At 68.3% G+C, this 21,023-nt stretch carries 15 protein-coding genes and 1 pseudogene; 5 read left to right on the top strand and 11 right to left on the bottom strand.

Annotated elements, in window-relative coordinates; translation table 11 throughout:
- A partial coding sequence (aceE, locus tag AB0H36_RS45660) for a pyruvate dehydrogenase (acetyl-transferring), homodimeric type (RefSeq protein WP_360538039.1) occupies positions 1-2,214 on the bottom strand: 2,214 nt, incomplete at its 3' end.
- Positions 2,215-2,418: 204 nt separating this feature from the next.
- Here aceE and AB0H36_RS45655 point away from each other — a divergent pair.
- Positions 2,419-3,657, top strand: coding sequence for a helix-turn-helix domain-containing protein (locus tag AB0H36_RS45655; RefSeq protein WP_360538037.1), 1,239 nt, complete (start codon positions 2,419-2,421; stop codon positions 3,655-3,657).
- Positions 3,658-3,787: 130 nt separating this feature from the next.
- Positions 3,788-4,918, top strand: a complete 1,131-nt coding sequence (gene tal, locus AB0H36_RS45650; protein ID WP_360538035.1) for a transaldolase — start codon at positions 3,788-3,790, stop codon at positions 4,916-4,918.
- A 2-nt stretch (positions 4,919-4,920) separates the two neighbouring features.
- Here the strand turns inward: tal and AB0H36_RS45645 are convergent, their stop codons facing one another.
- Positions 4,921-5,901 carry a universal stress protein gene (locus AB0H36_RS45645; RefSeq protein ID WP_360538033.1) on the bottom strand — a complete coding sequence of 327 codons (981 nt, stop codon included), beginning with the start codon at positions 5,899-5,901 and terminating at the stop codon, positions 4,921-4,923.
- A gap of 263 nt (positions 5,902-6,164) precedes the next feature.
- On the opposite strand from AB0H36_RS45645, the gene AB0H36_RS45640 reads away from it, so the two are divergent.
- Positions 6,165-6,935, top strand: coding sequence for a hypothetical protein (locus AB0H36_RS45640; RefSeq protein WP_360538031.1), 771 nt, complete (start codon positions 6,165-6,167; stop codon positions 6,933-6,935).
- A gap of 46 nt (positions 6,936-6,981) precedes the next feature.
- Here AB0H36_RS45640 and AB0H36_RS45635 read toward each other — a convergent pair whose 3' ends face one another.
- The 3 genes and pseudogenes from AB0H36_RS45635 to AB0H36_RS45625 form a co-directional block, all read right to left on the bottom strand.
- Positions 6,982-7,839, bottom strand: a complete 858-nt coding sequence (locus AB0H36_RS45635; protein WP_360538029.1) for a universal stress protein — start codon at positions 7,837-7,839, stop codon at positions 6,982-6,984.
- Positions 7,840-8,255: 416 nt separating this feature from the next.
- A pseudogene (locus AB0H36_RS45630) lies at positions 8,256-8,396 on the bottom strand (ANTAR domain-containing protein); the annotation flags it as partial.
- Positions 8,397-9,235: 839 nt separating this feature from the next.
- Positions 9,236-9,823 carry a transcriptional regulator gene (locus tag AB0H36_RS45625; RefSeq protein WP_360538027.1) on the bottom strand — a complete coding sequence of 196 codons (588 nt, stop codon included), beginning with the start codon at positions 9,821-9,823 and terminating at the stop codon, positions 9,236-9,238.
- A gap of 274 nt (positions 9,824-10,097) precedes the next feature.
- On the opposite strand from AB0H36_RS45625, the gene AB0H36_RS45620 reads away from it, so the two are divergent.
- Both AB0H36_RS45620 and AB0H36_RS45615 read left to right on the top strand, forming a co-directional pair.
- Positions 10,098-10,439, top strand: a complete 342-nt coding sequence (locus tag AB0H36_RS45620) for a hypothetical protein (protein ID WP_360538025.1) — start codon at positions 10,098-10,100, stop codon at positions 10,437-10,439.
- Positions 10,405-10,833 carry a hypothetical protein gene (locus AB0H36_RS45615; RefSeq protein WP_360538023.1) on the top strand — a complete coding sequence of 143 codons (429 nt, stop codon included), beginning with the start codon at positions 10,405-10,407 and terminating at the stop codon, positions 10,831-10,833. Before AB0H36_RS45620 ends, AB0H36_RS45615 begins: the two co-directional genes overlap by 35 nt.
- 380 nt (positions 10,834-11,213) lie before the next feature.
- Here AB0H36_RS45615 and AB0H36_RS45610 read toward each other — a convergent pair whose 3' ends face one another.
- The 6 genes from AB0H36_RS45610 to AB0H36_RS45585 all read right to left on the bottom strand — a co-directional run.
- Complete coding sequence (locus AB0H36_RS45610; protein WP_360538021.1) at positions 11,214-11,582, bottom strand: hypothetical protein; 369 nt, start codon at positions 11,580-11,582, stop codon at positions 11,214-11,216.
- Positions 11,583-12,010: 428 nt separating this feature from the next.
- On the bottom strand, positions 12,011-13,219 hold the full coding sequence (locus tag AB0H36_RS45605) for a TIGR02679 family protein (protein ID WP_360538019.1): 1,209 nt from the start codon (positions 13,217-13,219) through the stop codon (positions 12,011-12,013).
- Positions 13,216-17,436: a TIGR02680 family protein gene (locus AB0H36_RS45600; RefSeq protein WP_360538017.1), complete on the bottom strand. Its 4,221-nt coding sequence runs from the start codon at positions 17,434-17,436 to the stop codon at positions 13,216-13,218. Before AB0H36_RS45600 ends, AB0H36_RS45605 begins: the two co-directional genes overlap by 4 nt.
- Positions 17,436-18,791 carry a TIGR02678 family protein gene (locus tag AB0H36_RS45595; RefSeq protein WP_360538015.1) on the bottom strand — a complete coding sequence of 452 codons (1,356 nt, stop codon included), beginning with the start codon at positions 18,789-18,791 and terminating at the stop codon, positions 17,436-17,438. The genes AB0H36_RS45600 and AB0H36_RS45595 overlap by 1 nt, the downstream gene beginning before the upstream one ends.
- The gene (locus tag AB0H36_RS45590) at positions 18,788-20,293 is read right to left on the bottom strand and encodes a TIGR02677 family protein (protein WP_360538013.1); all 1,506 of its coding nucleotides are present in this window, start codon (positions 20,291-20,293) and stop codon (positions 18,788-18,790) included. Before AB0H36_RS45590 ends, AB0H36_RS45595 begins: the two co-directional genes overlap by 4 nt.
- A 10-nt stretch (positions 20,294-20,303) precedes the next feature.
- Positions 20,304-21,023 (bottom strand): fumarylacetoacetate hydrolase family protein (locus AB0H36_RS45585; RefSeq protein WP_360538011.1); only part of this gene is annotated, 720 nt, incomplete at its 5' end.

Raw genomic sequence — 21,023 nt, 5'->3', positions numbered from 1 at the left:
CCGGCCGAGCCCGCCGACGTCGACGTCGACGTCGACGTCGGCGGGCTCGGCCGGCTGTGTGATCGGCTCGTTGTAGAGCGTGAGGTAGTAGAAGACGTTCTGGTCCTCGCCGGGGTGCGGTTCGCCGTACATGCGCCGGAGGGCGTCGGCGGTGATGTGCGCGAGCTCGAAGGCGTAGGCGGCGTCGTACGCGATGCACGCGGGATTGGTTGATGCCAGTAGCAACGAATGACCGTCCTGGTGCTGCAGGCCTTCCCCGTTCAGGGTGGTGCGGCCGGCCGTGGCCCCGAGCAGGAATCCCCTGGTCAGCTGATCCCCGGCCGCCCACAGTTGGTCCCCGGTGCGCTGGAACCCGAACATCGAGTAGAAGATGTACAGCGGGATCATCGGTTCGCCGTGCGTGGCGTACGACGTGCCAGCGGCGGTCCAGGACGCGGCGGAGCCGGCCTCGGTGATGCCCTCGTGCAGGAGCACACCCCGCGGGTCCTCCTGGTAGCTGAGCATCTGCTCGCGGTCCACCGACAGGTAGCGTTGTCCGTGGGGGGAGTAGATCTTCTTGGACGGGAACAGCGAATCCAGACCGAAGGTGCGTGCCTCGTCGGGGATGATCGGCACGAAGCGGTGACCGATCCGCGGGTCCTTCATGAGGTCCTTGAGCAGCCGGACGAACGCCATCGTGGTGGCGACCTGTTGCCGGCCCGAGCCGCGCCGGGCGATCTCGTACGCCGCCTCGCCCGGCAGCTGGAGTGGTGCGCTGGTGACTCTCCGGGCGGGCAGGTAGCCGCCGAGTGATCGACGGCGCTCGTGCAGGTACTCCAGTTCCGGAGAGTCCGGCGGGGGAAGGTAGTACGGAGGCTTGACGGCGTCGAGCGCGGCGTCGGGGAGGTCCAGGAAGAGCCGGTCTCGGAAGCTCCGGAGATCGTCGACGGTCAGCTTCTTCATCTGGTGGGTCGAGTTGCGGCCCTCGAAGTGTGAGCCGAGCGTCCAGCCCTTGATGGTTTTGGCCAGGATGACCGTCGGCTGGCCCGTGTGCTCGGTCGCGGCCCGGTAGGCGGCGTAGAGCTTGCGGTAGTCGTGTCCGCCCCGTTTGAGGTTCCAGATCTCGCTGTCGGACAGGTGCTCCACCATGGCCGCGGTACGGGGATCGCGACCGAAGAAGTGTTCGCGCACGAACGCGCCGGACTCGGCCTTGTAGGTCTGGAAGTCGCCGTCGGGAGTGGTGTTCATCAGGTTGAGCAACGCGCCGTCGGTGTCGGCGGCCAGCAGCGGGTCCCACTCGCGGCCCCAGATCACCTTGATGACGTTCCAGCCGGCGCCGCGGAAGTACGACTCCAGTTCCTGAATGATCTTGCCGTTGCCGCGGACCGGACCGTCGAGGCGCTGCAAGTTGCAGTTGACAACGAAGACAAGGTTGTCGAGCTCTTCGCGCGCTGCTACGCCGATCGCACCGAGGGACTCGGGCTCGTCCATCTCGCCATCGCCGAGGAACGTCCACACCCGTTGCCGGCTGGTGTCCTTGAGGCCACGATTGTGCAGGTAGCGGTTGAAGCGCGCCTGGTAGATCGCGTTGATCGGCCCGAGGCCCATCGAGACCGTCGGAAACTCCCAGAAGTCCGGCATCAGCCGTGGGTGCGGGTACGGCGGCAGTCCGCCGCTAAGCCCGGCGTGTGACAGCTCCTGCCGGAACCCGTCCAGTTGGCTCTCGGTGAGTCGGCCCTCCAGGAACGCGCGCGCGTAGATGCCGGGGGAGGCGTGACCCTGGAAATAGACCTGATCGCCGCCGCCAGGGGCGTCGCGGCCGCGGAAGAAGTGGTTGAACCCGACCTCGAACAGAGCTGCCGCGGAAGCATAGGTGGAGATGTGTCCGCCGACGCCGACGCCGGGCCGCTGGGCCCGGTGCACCATGACCGCAGCGTTCCAGCGGTTGTAGGCACGGATCCGCCGCTCGACATGCTCGTCTCCGGGGAACTCCGGTTCTGCATCGGGAGCGATGGTGTTGAGATAGTCGGTGTTGCGCAGGTTCGCGACGCCGACGTGCCGGTCGCGGGCCCGCTGCAGGATGCTGAGCAGCAGGTACCGCGCCCTGTTCTGCCCGGCATGGTCGACCACCTGGTCGATCGACTCGAGCCACTCGCGGGTCTCCGAGGGATCCAGGTCGAGCAGTTGGCTGTGCAGCCCGAGGCTCTCCGGCAGGCCTTGCGGCGTCGGTGTCATGCTCGCTCCTTCGGATTCGAGAGCCCGTCAGGTGTCCGCTTCAGCCCTGGATGCCCCAACAGCTCCCACTGTGCCGTTCCGGCGGCAAGTCCAGTACGGCGGCCATCGGCGAACCTGTGGCAAGGCTCATGGCCGACGCCCGGCAATGATGCTCTACTGGGAATTGGCCCACCAGCGGCGTCGATCCAGCGTTAGGGGGAGTGGATGAGCGGGTCCGGGGAGCTTCAGTGGCCGGGATCCGGCGCCGCGAACAGCGCGGACGAGGCGTGGCTGACGGCGATCGCGCAAGCGGCTGCGGGAGACTCCCAGGCGCCGCTGGAGTTGCTGGTCGAGTATCTCACTCTCCTGGCAGACGCCGCGATCTCCGGGAGACGACCCCGTGAACACGAACTGGCGATCGTGCGTGAACTCGGCCGTCGCGCTGCCGAACAGGGCATCCCTGCCGGCCGAGTTGTCGACCTCTACCTGTCCGCGGCCTGGCGGATGTGGCGGGATCTGCCCGACGTCGTGCCGTATCGCGACCGCGACACCGTGCGTGCCTCGGCGCAGGCCGTACTTCGCGCTGTCGGTGAGGCGATCGCCGTACTCGTCGACAGCTACCAGGCCGCTACCCAGCAGCTGGTCCGGCAAGAGGAGGCGCTGCGCCGCGAACTGGTCGACGACCTGCTGCGCGGGGACCCCGATGTCGCCCGAATCGTGGAGCGCGCCGAGCCGTTCGGACTCGACCTCGGCCGGCCGCACCAGGTCGTCCTGGCCCGGCCGGCCGACGGTCTTCCGGAGGGCGATACCAGCGTGAGCATGCTGGAAGCCTTCATCCTCGACCGGTTCGGGGACCGTGAAGTGCTGGTGGCAACCAAGGAGGGACTGCTCGTCGTGCTGATTCCGGCGACCGTCCCCAGCACCGCTCCACGCACCATCACGCAGGGCGTGGGGACCGCGATCCACGACGCGTTGACCCGGCACCGCTCCGGCCGTGAATGGCGGGTCGCGACGGGGCGGCCCTACCCCGGCTCGTACGGTATCGCCCGCTCCTACGAAGAGGCGCGGGAAGCGCTGACTCTGACCGACCGGTTGAGCCTTGACACCTCGGTCGTCGACGCCAAGGACATGCTCGTGTACCGGGTTCTGGTCCGCGACCAGGCCGCCATCGTCGATCTCATCCAGACCGTGCTCACCCCGTTGACCGAGGCTCGCGGGGGTGCTGAGCCGTTGCTGCAGACCCTCGAGGCATATTTCGCCACCGGCGAAGTCGCCACCGACGCAGCGCGTCGCCTGCATGTGTCGGTCCGCACCGTCACCTACCGGCTGGCCAAGGTCAAGGAGCTCACGGGCCACGACGCGGGCGATCCCGATCAGCGATTCACTTTGCACATCGCCGTTCTGGGCGCGCGACTTCTCGACTGGCCCGCGCGCGATTTCCCCCGCATCGCGGACGCCTACTGACCGTGCAGCGGTTGAGGGCCGGGTCGTTGCCGGGCCCCGGCGATCAGGACGGCGCCAGTTCGCCGGTCGACGCCGTACCTCTCGAGGAGCAGTGGCAGCACAGTAGTAGCTGCACAAAATGGGAGGTGCCGTGGATCGAACTGCCGTCGCCCGAGCGACCAAGCTGCAAAGCCTCTACGCCGACTATGGCCAGAGCCCCTGGCTGGACAACCTCACCCGCGCACAGCTGCACGACGGCAGTCTGGCGCGAATGGTCGGCAACGGGATCCGAGGTGTCACCGCGAACCCGACGATCTTCGCCAGGAGTATCACCGGCTCGAGCGAGTACGACGAGCAGTTCGCCGAGCTGATCGCGGCCGGCAGCTCGGTGGCCGAGGCGTACTGGGAACTCGTCGTCGAAGACGTCAGGCAGGCCCTCGCCGTCCTGCGGCCGTTGTTCGACGCGAGCAACTCCGCTGACGGGTTCGTGTCCGTGGAGGTGTCTCCTGAGCTGGCTCACGACGCTCCGGCGACGGTCGCCGCAGCCCGGTGGCTCAGTCGGCGGATCAACCAGCCCAACCTGCTCGTCAAGATCCCGGCGACCAGCGCCGGTGTCGCCGCCGTCGAAACCCTGACCGCCGAGGGCAGCAGCATCAACGTGACACTGTTGTTCTCCCTGTCCCGCTACGCCCAGATCATCGAGGCCTACCAGTCCGGGCTGGAGAGGTTCGTCCTGAACGGCGGCGACCCGAGCACCGTCAACAGCGTCGCGTCGTTCTTCGTCAGCAGGGTCGATACCGAGGTTGACCGGCGCCTCGAGGCGATCGGAACCGACGAGGCGCTGGCGCTGCGCGGCGAAGCTGCGGTGGCCCAGGCCAAGCTGGCCTACAAACTGTTCACAGACCGGTTTTCCACCGATCGTTGGCAGCGGCTTGGTCGCCTGGGCGCAGACGTCCAGCGACCACTGTGGGCCTCGACGTCCAGTAAGAGCCCGAGGACGCGCGACACCCGGTATGTTGAGGAGCTCATCGGCGCCGACAGCGTCACCACTTTGCCGGAGGCCACTGTCGCCGCCTTCGAGGATCACGGCGTACTGGCACGGACGGTCGACACCGAGCTTCCGCGGGCCTCGGAGGTGATGTCGCGATTGGTGGCCTTGGGCATCGACCTGGACGACGTTGGCCGCGCCCTGGAGGTGAACGGCATTGCGGCCTTCGACGCGGCGTACGACGACGTGCTGACCGACCTGTCCGGCGCTGCCAGGCAGGCCTCACGACACTGACGTCATGACAGCTCCTCCAGTTCGGGGAGGGGACGCGGTCCGGTCAGCTGGCGAGTGGCCCGATGGGTGGTCCCATTGGCTGCAGTGCGGCGGACGTGAACGACCGCCACCGGACTGTGGGCGTGCTGGAGGACCGCGTGGCTGACCGATCCGAGCAGCATGCCGGCGAACCCTCCCCCGCCGTGCGAACCGACGACGACGAGTTCGGCGCCGAGCGACTCGTCGATCAGCACCTGCGCCGGGTGGCCGGGCACGATCCTCGCCTGCAGGTCGATGCCAGGGACCCGTAGCTGATCAAGCGATTCGTCGAACCGTTGCTGTTCGACCTGCTCGCCGATGAGGCTGGGCGTGCTGCGCGAGCGGTGTCTGCGTGGCGGCGTGGTCACGTGGACGGCGGTGACTCCGACATGGCGGCGGGCCGCCTCCTTGAACGCGAACCGGAGCGCGGCGGTCGAGAGCTCCGATCCGTCGACGCCGACCACGATCCGGCCGGTCGGGTAGGCAGGAAACGCCGTACCGTCTCGCTGCGGGCGGACGACGATGACCGGGCAGGGTGCGTGCGCGGCTAGGGTAGCGCTCACCGATCCGACCAGCAGGCCGCGGAAGCCGCCAAGGCCCCGGCTGCCCACGACGACCAGCTCAGCGTCCTCTGCCTGGCTCAGCAACGTCGGCGCGGCGCCGGCGACGAACAGCTCGGCCTTGACCATGAGGCCAGGAGCCAGATGGCGCGCGTGGTTCTCCGCCTCGTCGAGAATCCACCGGGCCGCCTCCACGACGCCGTCGCCGACGGTCGTCGCGCCCGTGATGTCGATGGGATCGCCGAGGGCCGGCCAGGTGACGGCATGAACGATGTGCAGTGGGCAGTGCCGGTAGGACGCTTCCGCGGTGGCCCAGGCCAGTGCTCCCTGAGCGGACACCGAGCCGTCGACACCGACCAGGACCGGTCGTCGACCACGAAACCTCGCCGCACTTGATGTCCTCATACCGCCGCTCACCTTCAGCTCTGGACGCCTGCGGTGCCGACTGTGCCGATGAAGTGGGCGAAAAGGTATGTCGACGACCGGCGAACCTGTGACCCGCCTCATGGCCGACGCCCGGCAAGAGCGCCCGACCGGCACCCGCCGTTGCCGGGGACCGGAAAACAGCCCCGGAGACGTTCGCCGATTGAGGTCCTACTGGTCGGCACCGCATCGAGGCAGGGTGGCAGGTGAAGAAGGAAAGCGAAGAGTACTGCGGGAGGTGTGTCGTGCAAGGCGCGCAGAGCGTCTACCGCGTCGTCTGGCTGCTCGTGTGTGGGCTGCTCGGCGTGATCGGCGGGATGGCCGCATCGACCTTGTCGTTGGGGACGATCATCACGGTGTTCGTGATGGCAGCCATCACCGGCGGGGTCGTCTCGTGGCTCGTGCTGATCCCTGAGGGCGACAACCCCAGGCTCCCGCCGGGCGGACGCCGAGTAGTGGCGACCAGCACGGTCCTCAGCGGGGCAGGCTGCCTGGCTTTGGTCGGTGTGGGGATGCTCCTGGGCGCAGCGATGGCGGTGCTGTTGCTGGTGTTCGTGATCGGTGGATCGCCGCACGTCGTCCGGATCGGCCTGCGCCGGTTCGGGCGGCACGGCCACGTGTTCACGTCGCCGCGGGCGGCCGGCCCGCGAGGGTACGACGGGACCTACCCGGATTCTGTGCCAGAGCCCAGCGCTCCCACCGAGCCCGATCCCGAGCAGGTAGCTGCCGCCCGTCCTGCGCCGGCTGACCTGAGCGACGAGGAGTTGTCTCTGGCATGGCGCGCCAGTTTTCCCGCCCTGCAGAGAGCAACGTCACCGGCGCAGCGCCTGCGGATCGTCGCGGAACGCCAGGAGTACCTCGACGAGCTCGAGCGCCGAAGCCCTCGCGGTCTGGCTGCCTGGCTGGCATCAGGTGCCAGGGCGGCAGGAGACCCCAGGCCATATCTTCAAGGGGAAAGCGGAGCAGGCCGTTCTCCGATCGATTGGGACGGCTTGATCCACGGTTCCGGAAAGTGAGTCCAGATCAGGCAGCCGAACAGCCGGTACGGCGACCCGCCGGCATTCAGCGCGCGATCACGACCGGGACCACCGCGTGGCGAAGAAGACCTTGGCCCACTGATCCCAGGAACGCCCCGGCCACGACGGATCGTCCGCGTCTCCCCACGACGACAACCTCGCCGCCTACCGACGCCGCTGCGAGCTCGGCGACGACGTGCCCCTCGATCGATCGGGTTTCCACGATCACGTCGGGGAACCGGATCTGCCATCGGGCGACAGTGTTGGCCAGCAACTCCTCTGAGTCGCGGCGAACCCGTTCGATGTCTGCTGCTGAATGGCCGCTGAACTGCTTCGGAGGATTCCATACCTGTACGGCGACGAGGTGGGCACGGCGCTGTTCGGCGCGAGCGAAGGCGAACTCCAGGGCCGACTCGCTTCCGGTGGAATCGTCGACGCCGACCACCACGGCGCCTGATCGATTCCGGACATCGGCACCTGGAGGGACGACCACGACAGGGCAGGCGGTTCGCGCAGTCACCTCGACGGCTGTGGAGCCCAGCACCAAGTTCGCGAAGCCACCATGTCCACGGCTGCCCAGGACCAGGAGCGCGCAGTGCCGCGACTCCTCGGTCAGCACCTTGACGGGTAGGCCGTTGACAATGTCGCTGGTCACCGCGACCGGTCTGCGATCGAGCCGCCGGGCAAGTGCGGCCAGGTCCGCGAGTCCGCGTGCCGCGGCATCGACATGCGGATCCGGACCGCCACTGCGGGTCAGTCCGACAGGCAGCGCAGGCACGATCCGCAGCACAGCGCCGCGGAGGCGGGCCTCTCCTGCTGCCCACTCCAAGGCACGACGGCTGTGCTCGGACCCGTCAACTCCCACGACGACGGAGGGCCGCGAGGCGTTCGTTACGTCTGCCATCAGCTCCTCCTCGAGTCCAAGGTACGGAAGGCGGCTCCGGCAGCGGCGGTAGATCGTCGTACGAGCGACGCCCGGCCGCGACTGGTTGGGTTGTGGGGCACGGGGTCCGTCTGCCGGGAATAGATCTATCTCTATTTACGCTACATACTATGTAGCGTAAATTCGATCATCCAGGAAGGTGAGCGTGATGTCGGTCGGAGCAGTTGACTTCGTCCTCTGGTTTCTGATGGGAGTGGCGGTGGTCGTCATGAGTGCGCAAGCTGTCATCCGGTCCCAGCGCGCCGAGCCGCGGTCTACGGACGACGATCGATCCGGCCGTGCGTGACCGTGGCCGCGCCGCACTGCGGGCACGCCTCTTTCAGCGGGAATAGACGCCGGCTTTTCGCTGCGTATGAACTCTTCGTGACCCGGCGGCATCAATGCGGCAGGTGGCGGGTGTCGACCAATTCCTGAGCGACGTCGCGCAGCTTGCGGTTGCGCTGCTGCGAGTAGCGCCACAGCATTTCGAAGGCCCGATCCTCGCTGAGGTCGTAACGCTCCATTGGTATGCCCATCGCCTACGGCCCGGCGGCCACCGGTTTGGGTGATCGTCCCGGGGCGGGAAGGGCGCGTTGCATGGCATGGCGGACGCCGGCGCGGCCGGCTGGCGTAGGTCGACGGAACTAGTGGCCGCGCCGGACTCGGGGTCAGCCGATCCAGGTCCGGCGACTCTTCCCGGACTCCTGGAGACAGCAGACAAGGTTCTGCGTGGCGGAGACGTTCGCGAGGCTCGGAATCATATCGAGGAAGAGCAGCGGACTCGGACCAACACGCCATCGGATCGATCCGCGGACGGGCGGGTTCTGACGGGTATGGGCTGGTCGATCCGGCGTGCGATCGAGTTGCTCGATGCGGCGATCGATCGTGCGGGTGAACAACTCGCCACGGCTGCTGCTTGATGGGTTTGCCGTTCTTGTCGGCCTCGATGACCTTGGTGGAAATGCTCCCCCGGGCCCCGATCGGCAGTGGTGGCCTCGACATGTCATGCCTCCAACCGGTGTGATGGTTGGCTGCTCAACGCTCTCGGGTCGGGCAGAACCGACAAGTCGGTAACGATGCGAAGCGTTGTGATGTGACACACAGTCACGATCAGGCGAGCGCCTCGGAGACCTGGGCCGAGGCGTGACTGTGGGCCGCCGTCGGCCGCTGACGAGGCAAAGAGGTGAGTAAAAGGTGACCTGCAGGCATGAAGAAACCCAGGCCTGCGCTGTGACCTGGGTGTTTGTGCGCCGCCAGGGACTCGAATCCCGAACCCGCTGAATTCCAGCTGAGGCTGATCGTCGTTTGTCGCTGATGATCGAAAGCTCTTATAAATAAAGGATCCTTTGGCCGCGCTCCGAGGGCGTCATGTATCAAATCATACCCCGTGATGGCATTGAGGGGTGCGATTTGATACACGCGTCGGATCTTCCCCTTCACATCCGATCAGGATCTCGCTGCGGGATGCGGCGCCACGCCCTGCACCCCATTCTTCCGGACTCACGCCGGCCGGCTCGAACAGGTCGTTCGCCGGGGACCGGCGGCGCTCCTGCGCCGCGATGGGGTCGAGGTAAGTCGCGAGCCGGTCGGGTGCCACGAGCTTGTCGGCGCTCACCGCGCCACGGATCGCGCCGGCGACCAAAGACAGGTCGGTCCCGAGCTCGACCAGATCCGCGATCGTGCGCTCGACAGTCAGGCTAGGGAGGCCATCGACCGGGATCACTTCGTCACGGCTCAGTCGCCGGACGCGTAGACGCACGCCGGCGAGCCGAGTGCCGTTGCGCGCAGGCACCATGAAGTCAAAACCGTCGGAGACGAAGTCACCGACATCGTGAACGATCGCCGCCGTGACACCGGCCGCCACGACCGATGCGACACCGGCCGCGGTGCGGGGCGCGGTCGCTCCGCCAAGAGCCAGCCAGGTTGCGTAGATTGCCTCGTGCTCCTGCGGTGGCGCTCCGGTCATGCGGTACTCGCCCTGTGCTATACGCTCGATCGCGCCGGCTGACGCCTCCGGGAGAGCTGCTTGCGGGAGACACCGGCGGTGCAGATCGAGTGATCCGAGATGCTGATGGTGGCCTCGCCGCCGTAGAGACGTACTGCAACGGGACCGGCGCTGGCGGTCGGTTCAGCACACAATGGTCCGGCCTGGGCTCAGGTAGTTGGCTGGTCGGCGGAGGTGTGGGTCGAGCTTAGACGCCGGCTCGGTTGAGGCGTTCGATGAGGCTGGGTTTGCGCGCGTGGGTTTGCCGCAGAGTGATGGTGCGCTGGGTGAACGCGCCGGGGCGGTCCTCGCGTTCGGCGAGTGCCTGGAGGTCGGTGAGCAGAGTGACTGCTGCGTCGTACTCGGCGGGTTTCCGGGTGGCGATCAGGGCCTCGACGCGCGACCACGCAGCCTCTTCCTGGCGGGCCAGGTCGTCGAGTCGTCGTTCGCGGGCCAGGGCGCGTGCCTGCTCGCGCCGCGCCTCGTCTTCCGCGCGTTGAGCGGTGAGCTGACGCTCGCGGTCGGCTCGCCGGCGTGCGGCGCTGTCGAGCAGATCGGCAACGGTGCGGGGGGGCTGGGGTGGGGATGGTCGGGGTGACCTGGTCCTGGAAGCGGCGCAGCATCTCCATCCGTACCCGCGTGGCCTCACCCTGGACGACCCGTCGCAGCAGCCGGTCCTTCTCGGCGATCGGCAGGCCGGCCACCCAGTCGGCGACATCAGCAGGATCGTCGGCGATCTGCTCGATTGGCGGGGAGGTTTGGGCTGCGATCGCGAGCAGGTCTTCATCGAGGCGGAGGAAGTCGGTCAATGCTCGCTGTGCCGCGGTGAGCGTGCCGAGCCCGGGCGGGACTGGTGGTTCGAGATCGTCGTCGGCGTCGAGTTCGAAGACCTCCTCGTCAGGTTCCCAGGCGCCGTAGGCGGCCAGCCACGCGAGGTAGAGTGGCCGCAGATCACCCGCGGCGAGTTCGGCACGAACGCCGACGATTGCTGACAGCAACGACTCGGCGTCGTAGTCGAAGTCGAACTCGCCGTTGTGGTCCTGGCTGGTGAAGTCGAGCACGACGAACTCGCCCGCGAGCCAGGCGCTCAACGCGTCGCCGGCGCAGTATCGCTCGACGACGTCCGGGCCGAGCAGATCACTGGGCAGGCGAACCAACACGCGGTGCGTGCCCCAGTTCGTCACATGCAGATGCGCGTCGTAGTAGCGCTCCATCAACAGGTTCGGGTCGCCCCGGAAATCGCCCCAGTGGTACTCGTTCACGAAACTGGTGGCCGTGATCCTTGCCCGGGTGGACAGCGACCGGACCGCTGCCTGCTCGTCATCGTCCAGTGGCCGGTCGATCGCCAGGAACTCGTAGTACTGGTACTCGCTCACTGCCCGTCCAGTTGGTGGTTGAAGGGTACTGCCCGGAAGCTGGAGTCGTCTCCCAGGTGGAAGAACAGATGCCCCTCGATCGACTCGTGGCCGACAAGCGCCGCCCAGCCGCGTCCGCTGACTTGGTCGCCCTCGTCGACCCCCTCCCAGGTGAAGTCGACAGTGGGCCGGCCGTCTCGCTCGGCCGGACGGCAGTCCAGCCAACCACGGACCGCGATGAACCCGAGCTGGCCGGTCCTGTCCCCGGCGAACTCGATGAAACCCGGTTCGGTCAGGTCGATGGCGTCGCGGTCCCATCCACTCATCTCCACGATCCGCCACCGGCCGATCAGCGGTGCCACGAATCTCCGAGCTCGGTTTGCCACGCGCGCCAGCATAACCGTCGCGCGGAGATGTACGGCAGCTGCTATGCGTCGTCGATCAGATCGTGCTGTGCAAGTGCGGACTCGCCGCAGACGACCGCGTGGGAAGCTCGTGTGTGCACGTCAGCAGATCGAGATGTGCGGACTCGGGAGCCATGAGCGGCAGATCTGCAGTCGCCGCATGGGCAGGTTTGCAGGCTGGCTGGTGGCAGATTTGCATTCCGGGACATGCCCGGGGCGCCGAGAAAGCGATTCTTCGAGACCCTAGAGTCCCTCCGAGCGGTTCAGTGCCACGTCGATTGGTTGCTCGGGGAGCCGATAGCGGGGTTGTGTTACCACTGGCCTGACATACAACCCGGCAGTCGTGACACAACCTGGCAGCGGCCAGGAACCTGAACGGCTTGGCGCCTGGGTGAACCCGGGGTCTGAGGTCAGCGGTGGAGGTCTTGGAGTAGGGGGTGGATGAGACGTTCTTCCATGACTGCGCGACGGTGTTGCGACAGTGCGTCGGCGAGTCTGGGGTCCCATGGGCTGGTGGTGGGGGTTCCTTTGAGCGGTTCGCTGTCGCCGGTTTCGAGAGCGGCGAGGTAGTCGTCGGCGGTCATCCGCCACGGGGTGGCGTCGTACCGTTTGATGGCGGCCGCGGTGGTGCGTAGTCCGGTCCAGTCGAAGTCGCCTCGCCAGTGGATCCGTGCGTGCGTCCGCTCCAGGAGTTTGTGGAGGGCTGCGGAGGGCTGGCCTTCGCTGCAGATCAGGGTCGCGCAGTTCTCGGCGAGTTCGTCTGCGGCGACGCGGAGTACGGCCGGGTTCTCGCACACGTAGATGTCGTCGGCGACTGGTGTCAGGGGATCGATGGACAGTTGGTGCAGGGTGAGGCGGAACGGGATGCCGAACGCGGCGGCGTCGTTGAGCCAGGTCGCGATCACATGGTCCTCGGCGGCTTTGAGGCCGAGCACGAGGACCTGGCTGGCAAGGTCGTCCATGATGACGCCGGCTGCCTCCCAGGCGGCCCGCTGCTCGCCGCGGGTCACCGGCTTGGGTGTCGCGGTGCGGAGTGCCCAGGCTCGCAGGACGAGCGTGGCGAGCGTGGTCCCGGACAGTGCTTTCGTGTTTCCGGTGGCCCACTCAGCCAAGGCCGGCAGTGGCAGGCCGTCGGCTGGAAGGCGGTTGAGGACTTCGGCTGCCCAGGCGAGTTGTTCGTCGTCGTCGCGACGGATCAGCCGTGTGACGGTGCCGTCGCTCTGGACCTGTTCGAGCCAGGTCTGGAACCAGGGCTCGCCGGCGTGGCGTGGGCAGCGCCGTACGGCGTCTGCGACGGCCGCGGATCGTCGCGCGTCCTCGCTCGCGCGTTCTGCCGCGCGGTTGCGGACCGGACCGTCGAGCCGCGCGAGTACGGCGAGCAGGCCGGCGCCGTAACGGTCGTAGAGCGCGTCGTCGATCTCGGCGAGGGGGATGGTCAGCCTGGCGACGCTGGGATTGCGATGGCGTCCGGTCAGCCCGATGACAGTCCGTCGTTCGGCATCGGTGGGGTTGGTCAGGCCAACGTTGCCTTCGACAACACCACCGGTGCGCTCAAGGCGCCGCCGGCAGCTCGCGAGCAGGCGCTGCCAGCCCGTGTCGTTGCGCAGGTCCTCGATCATTCGTCCTCGTCGATGTCGCTGAGCTGACCCATGTGGTCGTCATCCGAGCGACGCCGGGTACCGGGAGAGCCGAGCCGGGACGCGAGGTCCGCGCCCGCCGTATCGGCGAGGACTTCCTTACCGTCCCAGACCATGAGTACGGCGCTGACCGTCCGATCGGTCTGGGAGTGCCGAAGGTCATAGTGAGCACAGCCGGGAACGGTGTCGTGGGTGGCCCACAGGTCGTACCCGGTCATGAATAGGTCGAGATCGAACTGGGTCGCGACGCCGAGCAGTTCACGCCGGCCGGGTTCGTCCACGCCGGCGAAAGCCTCGTCGAGGGCGATCAGCCGAGGGCAGTCGACTGTTGCCGATGACAACGTCACGTGGGCGGCGGCGAAGAGGGGCATGTGCAACGACACTGACTGCTCGCCGCCGGACAGCAGACTGTGTTTGGCCTGGGTCAGTCGTTCCTCGCTGCCGTCCGGGCGGAGCAGTTGCAGGACGAACGTCCGCCAGCGCCGGTAGTCCAGGACCTCGGCGAGCAGGTCGGAATAGCTGCGGTCCGGGTGGTTCGCGCGGGCACGCTTGATCTCGCGCGCGTAGTGGCTCCGCAGCGTCGCCAGGTCGTCCGGGCCGAGGCCGGCCGCGTCGTGCTCGAGCAGTCGGCAGACTGCGCGTTGTTCGTCGTCGAGCCAGTCGGCGAGCTCCCAGCGCATCCCGATCGAGGCGCCGGACGACATCCGTCGGCTGCGCATCTCGGTCACCATCTTGCTGATCAGGTCACGGGCATCGAGCGTCCGGTCGTGGATCTGCTGGGAGAGCCGGCCGAGCAACGCGTCCTCGAGGATCCGGCGTTCGGCCTCGGTCAGCAGCAGTTCCTGGTCGCGCCGCGATTCCTCGATCCGCCGGGCGAAGTCTCCGACGGGCGCGAAGCCCTGTTCGTCGGCGACTCGGACGACGATGACGTCATCGTCGCTGGACCATTCCGGCCGGTAGTCGTGCCCGGCGGCCGACAGTTCTGCCTGGAGCTCGGACAGCGCACCGGCGACCCGGGTCTTGCTGGACTTCAGCGACGCCTCAGTCGGGCGCAACTCCTGGGTGGATCGCAGGATCGCGGCCTGCAGCCGCGCGACCGCGTCCGGCACCGGGGCCACAGTCGCGGCTGGATCAGCGGCCAGCATCGCCCGGGTCTGCGCTGCCAGCCGTTCGGGTGTCTCCCACTCCTCTGTGGTTGCCGGCCAGCCATGATCAGCGGGGACCCTCAGGATGTCCAGCAGTTCCCGGTGAGCGTACGGCGCGAGGCGATGAGCGTCGGCCTGTGCTTCGCCGACGGCCCGGGCCAAAGCGGCGCCGGCATCGTCGGCCGCCTGCTTGCTGGCGGACTCGTTCCCGATCACGTCGCGGAGTTCGCGTTCGGTCTGTTTGTCGGTGAGTTCGGCGTCGTGGATCGCGGACCGGGTGGCCTCGACCTCGGCCAGTAACTGCTCGACGTCTGCGCCGACCGCAGCCTGCAACGCGGTCAGCGCTTCGGTCTGCTCGGCATGAGTGAGCTCGGCGTCGCGAGCTTCCTCGTCGAGTCGCTGAGCCTCCTCCCGAGCTTCGTCCCAAGCGCCCTCGGCCTTGGAGAGCTGCTCGTGCCGTGATGCCTGGTCCCGGCGTTCGGTGACCAGACTGTCTCCGGAGCGGACGAATCGGTCGATCGCGTCCCGCACCAGCTGGACCGCGGTCGCGTCGGCCGCGATCGAGTGCATCGCCGCGGTGGCGTGCAGCCGGCGCTCCCGGTCCGCGGCTTCGGCGATCGCCTGGTCGAGGCCGGCGCGGGCGCGTCCTTCAGCGGTGCGGAGAGCCTGCAAGGTCGCTGTGGTGCCAGCCAGCTTGCGCAGTGCGGCGATAATCGCGCCAGTGGCCGGCAGGTCGCGTTCGGCCCGCGCGATGCCGTCCAGCAACGCGGTCGTCGCGCTCAGCTCGTCGCCGAGTTGCCGCAGTTTCGTCTCCAGCCCGGCGATCTCCTGGTCGAGCTCCGCGAGCCGGGCCGCGCGGCGGCGCTCGCGGGCGGTGGCGCCGATGTACTCGGCGTACGGCTTGTGATGTGCGCCGATCTGGATGCCCAGCGCAAAGGAGCCCTGCTCTGGGCTCACCGTCGGTGCCGAAGGCGGTTCGTCGCCCAGGTCTGCGAGTACGATCGACTCCAACAGGGCGACGATCCGCTCCTCGTCGACCGGCGTACCGGGCTCGGGTGTCAGGACGGTGGCGAGCGTTCGACCGGCCGGTCTGCGGGCCGGGGGGAGCGGTACGAGGTAGGCGTCGGACTCGTCGGCGCCGAGCGTCTGGTCGTCGGGGAACACCCAGGCGTCGAGGAGGTTGGCCGCCTCCAGCGCGGCTTCCACCGCCGCGGCCTGATCCGCGGCGACGTGGTCGGCGAACCGGATCAGCCGCCACAGCGGGGTGCCCGGGCGCGCGTCCCGCGGGGCAGTGCGGGCGTGGAAGGCGGGTGGTGCGTCGTCGCGCTCCGTGGCGATCTCCGCGCGTTTGTCCTGTGCAACCTGCAGGTCGCCGGCCACCGCCGCGTGCTCTGCCCGGAGTCCGGCCGCGTGATCGCGCCGCTCCTGTACCTGGGTACGCACGGCGCGGTCGAACAGCTGTCCGAGGCCGGGCGCGTCAGGTTCGCCGATCCGCTCGACCCCGTGGCCCAGCGTGGCCCGGAGATCCGCCGTATCCAGTCCGTGAATCGCCGACTCGTGACGTGCTGCCCAGCGTGCGAGCTCGGCGGTCACCGCGTCCCGTGCTGCCGCGACCTCCTGCGCGTCGTGTTCGAGCTGCAGTTCGGCGTCGGCCACCTCGGTCTGCGCGCGATCGTACTCCTCGTCGCGTCGCCGCTGTTCCTGGCGGGCGTTGTCGAGCCGGGTCAGTGCGTCCTCGACCGCGAGGACGTCGGCCCGGCGGATCTCGGTTCGGGCGGTGACGCGCGAGCGTAAGCCCTCGTCGTCGGTCGCGTCGGCGACGTCCCACTCGATGCCGGCTTCGCCCGCGGCGGTTGCCAAGGTCATTGCGGCGCGGGCGACAGCGCGGTCCGCCTTGTCGAGCGCTGTTCGCGCCTCGTCGACGGCGCCGGACCGCCGGTTGACCAATTCGGTGGCCCGGGTCGCGGTTCCACGTTGTTTTGCGGCCGCAGTACCGAGGCTCTCCACCAGCTCGACGAGCTTGTCCAGGTCGGCCTTGGACTTGTAGGCGTCGCTTGCCTGCAACGATTCCAGCCGGGAACGGGACTGTGCCAGGACAATCGCAGCTGCCTCGCGACGTTGCTCGGCTTCCTGTAACGCAGTCCTTGCCCCGGCCGCCTCGGCGATTCGGCCGGCGAGAGCGTCCCGGGTCGCGCTGACCTCGGCCAGCCGGCCGCCGACGATGTCCGCGGCCGCGCGCGCGTGTGTTCGCAGGTAGGTGGTGTAGGTGCCCAGGAACGTCCGCGCTGCCTCGTCGGCCTTAACCAGGCCGTCCAGTGTTCGCTGAACGCTTTCCATGTGGTCGAACGAGCGCGCGGCTTCCTTGATCAGCTCGTCGTCGAGCGGCCGGAGGCCGTCTGCGAGCGTCCGCGACAGCGACTTCGGGTCGAGGTTGCGGGCCAGTTGTGGGCGACGCAACGTGAGCAGGAGGGCGAGGAGCTGCTCGTAGCGCTCCGGCCCGAGGCCGAACAGGGCGGCATCGACGGCGGCACGATGCTCGCCCGAGCGGTCGACGACCGCGCGGGCGCCGAGTTGTTCGACGAGCTGCTTCTTGGTCAGCGGCCGGTCGTCGGGACCGAGCAGCGAGAAATCGACCCCGACGCGGCCAGGGGTGACGAAGTACCAGCGCGTGACGCGGTCGTTGTGCCGCTGGGCCCGGAGCCCGGTGCCTATCGTCACGGCCTCGGCATCGCCGGTCACGGCGCGGCGGGTGAACTCCATCCAGACATAGCCGTACGCGCTGTCCTGGCCGCCGAACAGCAGGTTGGACTTCATTGTCCGTTCCTCGCTGGCGAACGGGTTCAGGCGCCGGGGCTCGATCCGGCCGTCGAGGACGAACGGAAACAGGACCTCGAGTGCCTTCGTCTTGCCCGAGCCGTTCGGTCCTCGCAGGACCAGCCGGCCATCGGCGAAGACGAACTCCTCGTCGCGATAATCCCAGAGGTTGATGACGCCGGCACGGCTCGGCCGGAAGCGGTCGTCGCTCAGGGTCGGTGTCCCCTCGTTGCTCGTCATTACTCGTCGAACAGAGTTGGCTCGGGTGCGCGTCGGCGTACCTGAACCGCGACCTCACGGTAACGGGCCATCAGCGGCAGGACCAACAAGCCGCCAGGTACCGCTGTGGCCATCCCGAGCGACACGAGACGCTCCACGACCCCGCTGAGCAGCCGCTCGGGTTCGGCTCGCAGCGCAGTCGCGAAGGTGTTGCCGTACCGCTCGATCAACCCTTCCATCGCGGTCGCCAGCCAGGTTTCCTCGATCAGCGGGTACGTCGCGGGCTCCGGGCGATCCGGCTCGGGCGCCTCCGGCGGCGGAGCGGTGGCCGGGCCCGCGCCCGCGAGTTCCGCGAGGATCCCGGCCCGGGGGAGCGCGTTGTCGAGGTCCGTTTCCAGCTCGGCGCTCCGCCCGGCCTGGAGCGCCATCTGTGCCGGTGACGAGCCCGCGACGCGCTCGGCGATCAGGCCGATGAGCAGGAGGGTGGCCTGTGCGACGGTGCCGGAGCCGGGGAAACGGATGTCGGAGAACTTGCCGGAGGTGTCGAGCATGGCGATGCCTTCGGCGCGTCGCTCGGCGACCAGCCCGGTCAGCCGCTCGACCTGCTGCACCGCATGTGGCCCACGGAGGATATTGCGCGTTGCATCGTCAACGGAGTCGAAGTAGGTCACCGGCTGTTCCACCAGCGCCCGCGACACGCGGGTCGCGGCCTCTCGCCGCCGGGCGTCCCGGCCGATCCCGTCCGGCCGGCCAGCGTTTACACCACCGAGCAGCGCCGAGACACTGCTGAGGTGCTGCAGAACGCGCGTCGGGCGGTAGATGGCAGTGATCGCGTCCTGATCGATGTCGTACAACGCCTCACCCGAGTCCGGGTCGTCCGCCCAGCGGCGGGCACTCCCGTCCGCCAGCCGCACCGCGCCGCGGATCTCCAGCCAGGCGACCGCGTCCACGAACGCGGACCGGTCGGCGGCCCTCTCGGTGGACAGGCCGAGACCGTCGATGCGGCGGGCGTCGGCCGCGACGTGGTCGGCGAGCTCCGACAGCGCGATCTGGAGACCGGCACGCCCGAGCGCGGCCAGGGTCAGAGCCAGGTACGCGTACCGCCGCCGATCGAACGGCCGATCGGTGGCGGTCCTGGCCGGCTGTGACGCGTCCAGCTCGTCGAGGATCCTGATCAGCCGGGCCGTCCGCGCGGTCAGCTCCAGCCGGTATCCGAACACCGTGTGCAGGTCGGATCGCAGGTGGTCGGCGAATCGCCGGATCATCGGCATCGCGGACGGATCGGGGTACGTCTCGGTGATCAGCGGGTTCGACAGCAGCAGCCGTACGGCGCGCTGGTAGTCGGCGAGCTCGATCCTCTGGATCGGCGTACTCATTCGGCCGCCTCGACGGTCAGACGGTGCCGGTCAAGATGCAGCCGGCCGCGGACCGTATCGACGACAGTAGGCGTCGGGTGCGGGACGAGCCGGAGCTTGATGCCGTACGCCGTACCGCTGCCGGTGGATCGGGTCGTGCCGGCCGTGGGGACCCGGGTAGTGAGGGCTACGCTCAGCAGCTCGAACAGCAGCTCGGTCTCGTCCTCGTCGAGCACCCTCCCGTCCAACCCGTCCGCCAACGACGAGGCAGCTCCGATACGAGCCGCGTGTTCGGCGAGCTGCGCTTCTCTGAGCCGCCGGCGCAGGGCGTCGTTGCGTTCGATCCGCGCCGGACGCCCAGGACTCGGCGGCTTGCCGGTCTCGACCAGGGTCCGGGCGATCGGCACTGCCGGGGCTTCCCACCACGACCGCCGTGCCGGGATCAGCTCCGGATCAGCGTGTACGACGCCGACGTGCCTCGGCACCCGGAGGTTGAACACCGCTCCGAAGAGCGCATGCGCAGCGTCCTCGTTCGGCGTTCGCGCGAACCACTCGGCCAGATGCCGCAGCTGGCTCTCCCGGCTGACCCCGCGCGTCCGGGCCTCGGTGAGCCGGCGGAGCATCGCGAGCACCTGCGCGATCGCGCTGACCGTTCCGGACTGAAGCCGCTCGACCTCGGGCGCTCCGTCCTCACCCGCGACGAACCAGTGCGTGAGGCCTCGCCACCGCTGGTGCCAATCCGCCACCCGCTCTGCGGGCGAACGAAAGATCCGCTCGTCGGCCTCCGCAGCGAGCTCGACCATCCGCTGCACGCCATGCGACTCCACCTGGGCGGTGGCCGCGGCGAGCTTGGGTGCGTAGCGTGCCAGCTCGGTTGTGAACTCCCGCATATGTGCGAGCAAGGCATCCTTGTGCGCAAGGAAGATCTCGACCGACGCTTCCTGCGGTTTCGCCAGGTCGCCGAGCATCAGATAGAAGCGGGCTGCTCTGGCAGCCAGGTCCGACAGCTTGCTGTCCAGACGGGTCAGCCTGCGGTACACGTCCTCGCTGTTGTCCGAGGCAACCGCCTCGCCCAGTGCGACCAGGTCGTCGAGCAGTTCAGGCAGGACGAGCCTCGACAGCGACGCGTCGGCGACGCTTGCGCCGAGCACATCCTCGACGGCGCGGTACGCGCGATAGCCGGCCTCGGTGAACTGATAGACGTAGTGCCGGTTGCGGTACTCCGCGAGACTCGCGGCCCGGGCGCCGTCGTAGCTTCGATCAACCACTCGGTAGGCGTGCAACTGGTCGAGAATCCTGGTGATCTCGTCGGAGTCGAGCTCACTTGTGAGCGGCAGGATGTCGTTCGCGTGGACCAGCACTTGATAATTCGCGCGCGCCCGATCCATCGCCCGCAGTACCTGCAGATAGTCCGTCCGCTTGTCGGCAGCCGTCCAATGAAACAACCGGAGCCGATCATCCAACTCGAACGCATCGATCCCGAAGGCCGACCGATCTGTCTCCCGCGGTCCGTCGTTCGACACGTCAACTCCCTCAGACTGCACACGCCAAGGCTACCGAGCCGCGGCACCCGGCAATGCCCGACCGGGGACCGAGCTCCTTCTGCCAGAGGGCGTACAGCTCACGCTGTCTTGTCGTCAGGCGAGATTGGGGTCGTCGAAGGCGTGTTCGAGGGGTGCCTGAACTGTGGTTCTTCGCGGCGGCGCCGCAGAGGACGACGTCGCCGGGATGCAATGTCATCACGACGGAGATGTACGCCAGTGTGTCGGCGACTCCTCGGGCCAGTCCGGCCGTGCTCGCCTGCGGGCCGAGACCGGTGTCGTCGCCGAGTTGGACCGCGACGTCGCTCGGATCGAGATCCGTGCGGATCCACGGGCCGAGCGGCGTATAGGTGTCTCTGCTCTTGGCGGTGGTCCACAGGCTGTCCGCTGCCTGTGCGGTTCGGTCGGTGACGTCGTTGGCGCAGGTGTAGCCGAATACGGCGGTGAGGGCGTTGTCACGGGTCAGGTTGCGGGCGGGTGTGCCGATGACGACGGCGAGTTCCGCTTCGGCGTCGATGTGGTGGTGCCGGCCCGCCTCCAGTTCGATGGCTTCTCCTGGGCGATGACCGAGTGTGGAGACTTGTGGAACGCCTGCGGTGGCAGCACCTGGTCGGCCTGCCCGGTGTTGTGCGCCATGCCGACGATGACCCGGGGGTGGCACGGCGCCAGCAGGGTTGCGCGCTCGGCCGGTATCGAGGAGGTCGTGCTGATC

It is taken from the genome of Kribbella sp. NPDC050820 (assembly GCF_040653975.1).
In the GTDB taxonomy this organism is placed as follows: domain Bacteria; phylum Actinomycetota; class Actinomycetes; order Propionibacteriales; family Kribbellaceae; genus Kribbella.
This window is presented reverse-complemented; position numbering and strand designations above follow the sequence as displayed.

Coding starts and splice junctions, on each gene's coding strand:
- AB0H36_RS45595 (WP_360538015.1), bottom strand. CDS start 18,791: ATGAGTACGCCGATCCAGAGGATCGAGCTCGCCGACTACCAGCGCGCC.
- AB0H36_RS45655 (WP_360538037.1), top strand. CDS start 2,419: ATGAGCGGGTCCGGGGAGCTTCAGTGGCCGGGATCCGGCGCCGCGAAC.
- AB0H36_RS45645 (WP_360538033.1), bottom strand. CDS start 5,901: ATGAGGACATCAAGTGCGGCGAGGTTTCGTGGTCGACGACCGGTCCTG.
- AB0H36_RS45625 (WP_360538027.1), bottom strand. CDS start 9,823: ATGACCGGAGCGCCACCGCAGGAGCACGAGGCAATCTACGCAACCTGG.
- AB0H36_RS45605 (WP_360538019.1), bottom strand. CDS start 13,219: ATGATCGAGGACCTGCGCAACGACACGGGCTGGCAGCGCCTGCTCGCG.
- AB0H36_RS45635 (WP_360538029.1), bottom strand. CDS start 7,839: ATGGCAGACGTAACGAACGCCTCGCGGCCCTCCGTCGTCGTGGGAGTT.
- AB0H36_RS45600 (WP_360538017.1), bottom strand. CDS start 17,436: ATGACGAGCAACGAGGGGACACCGACCCTGAGCGACGACCGCTTCCGG.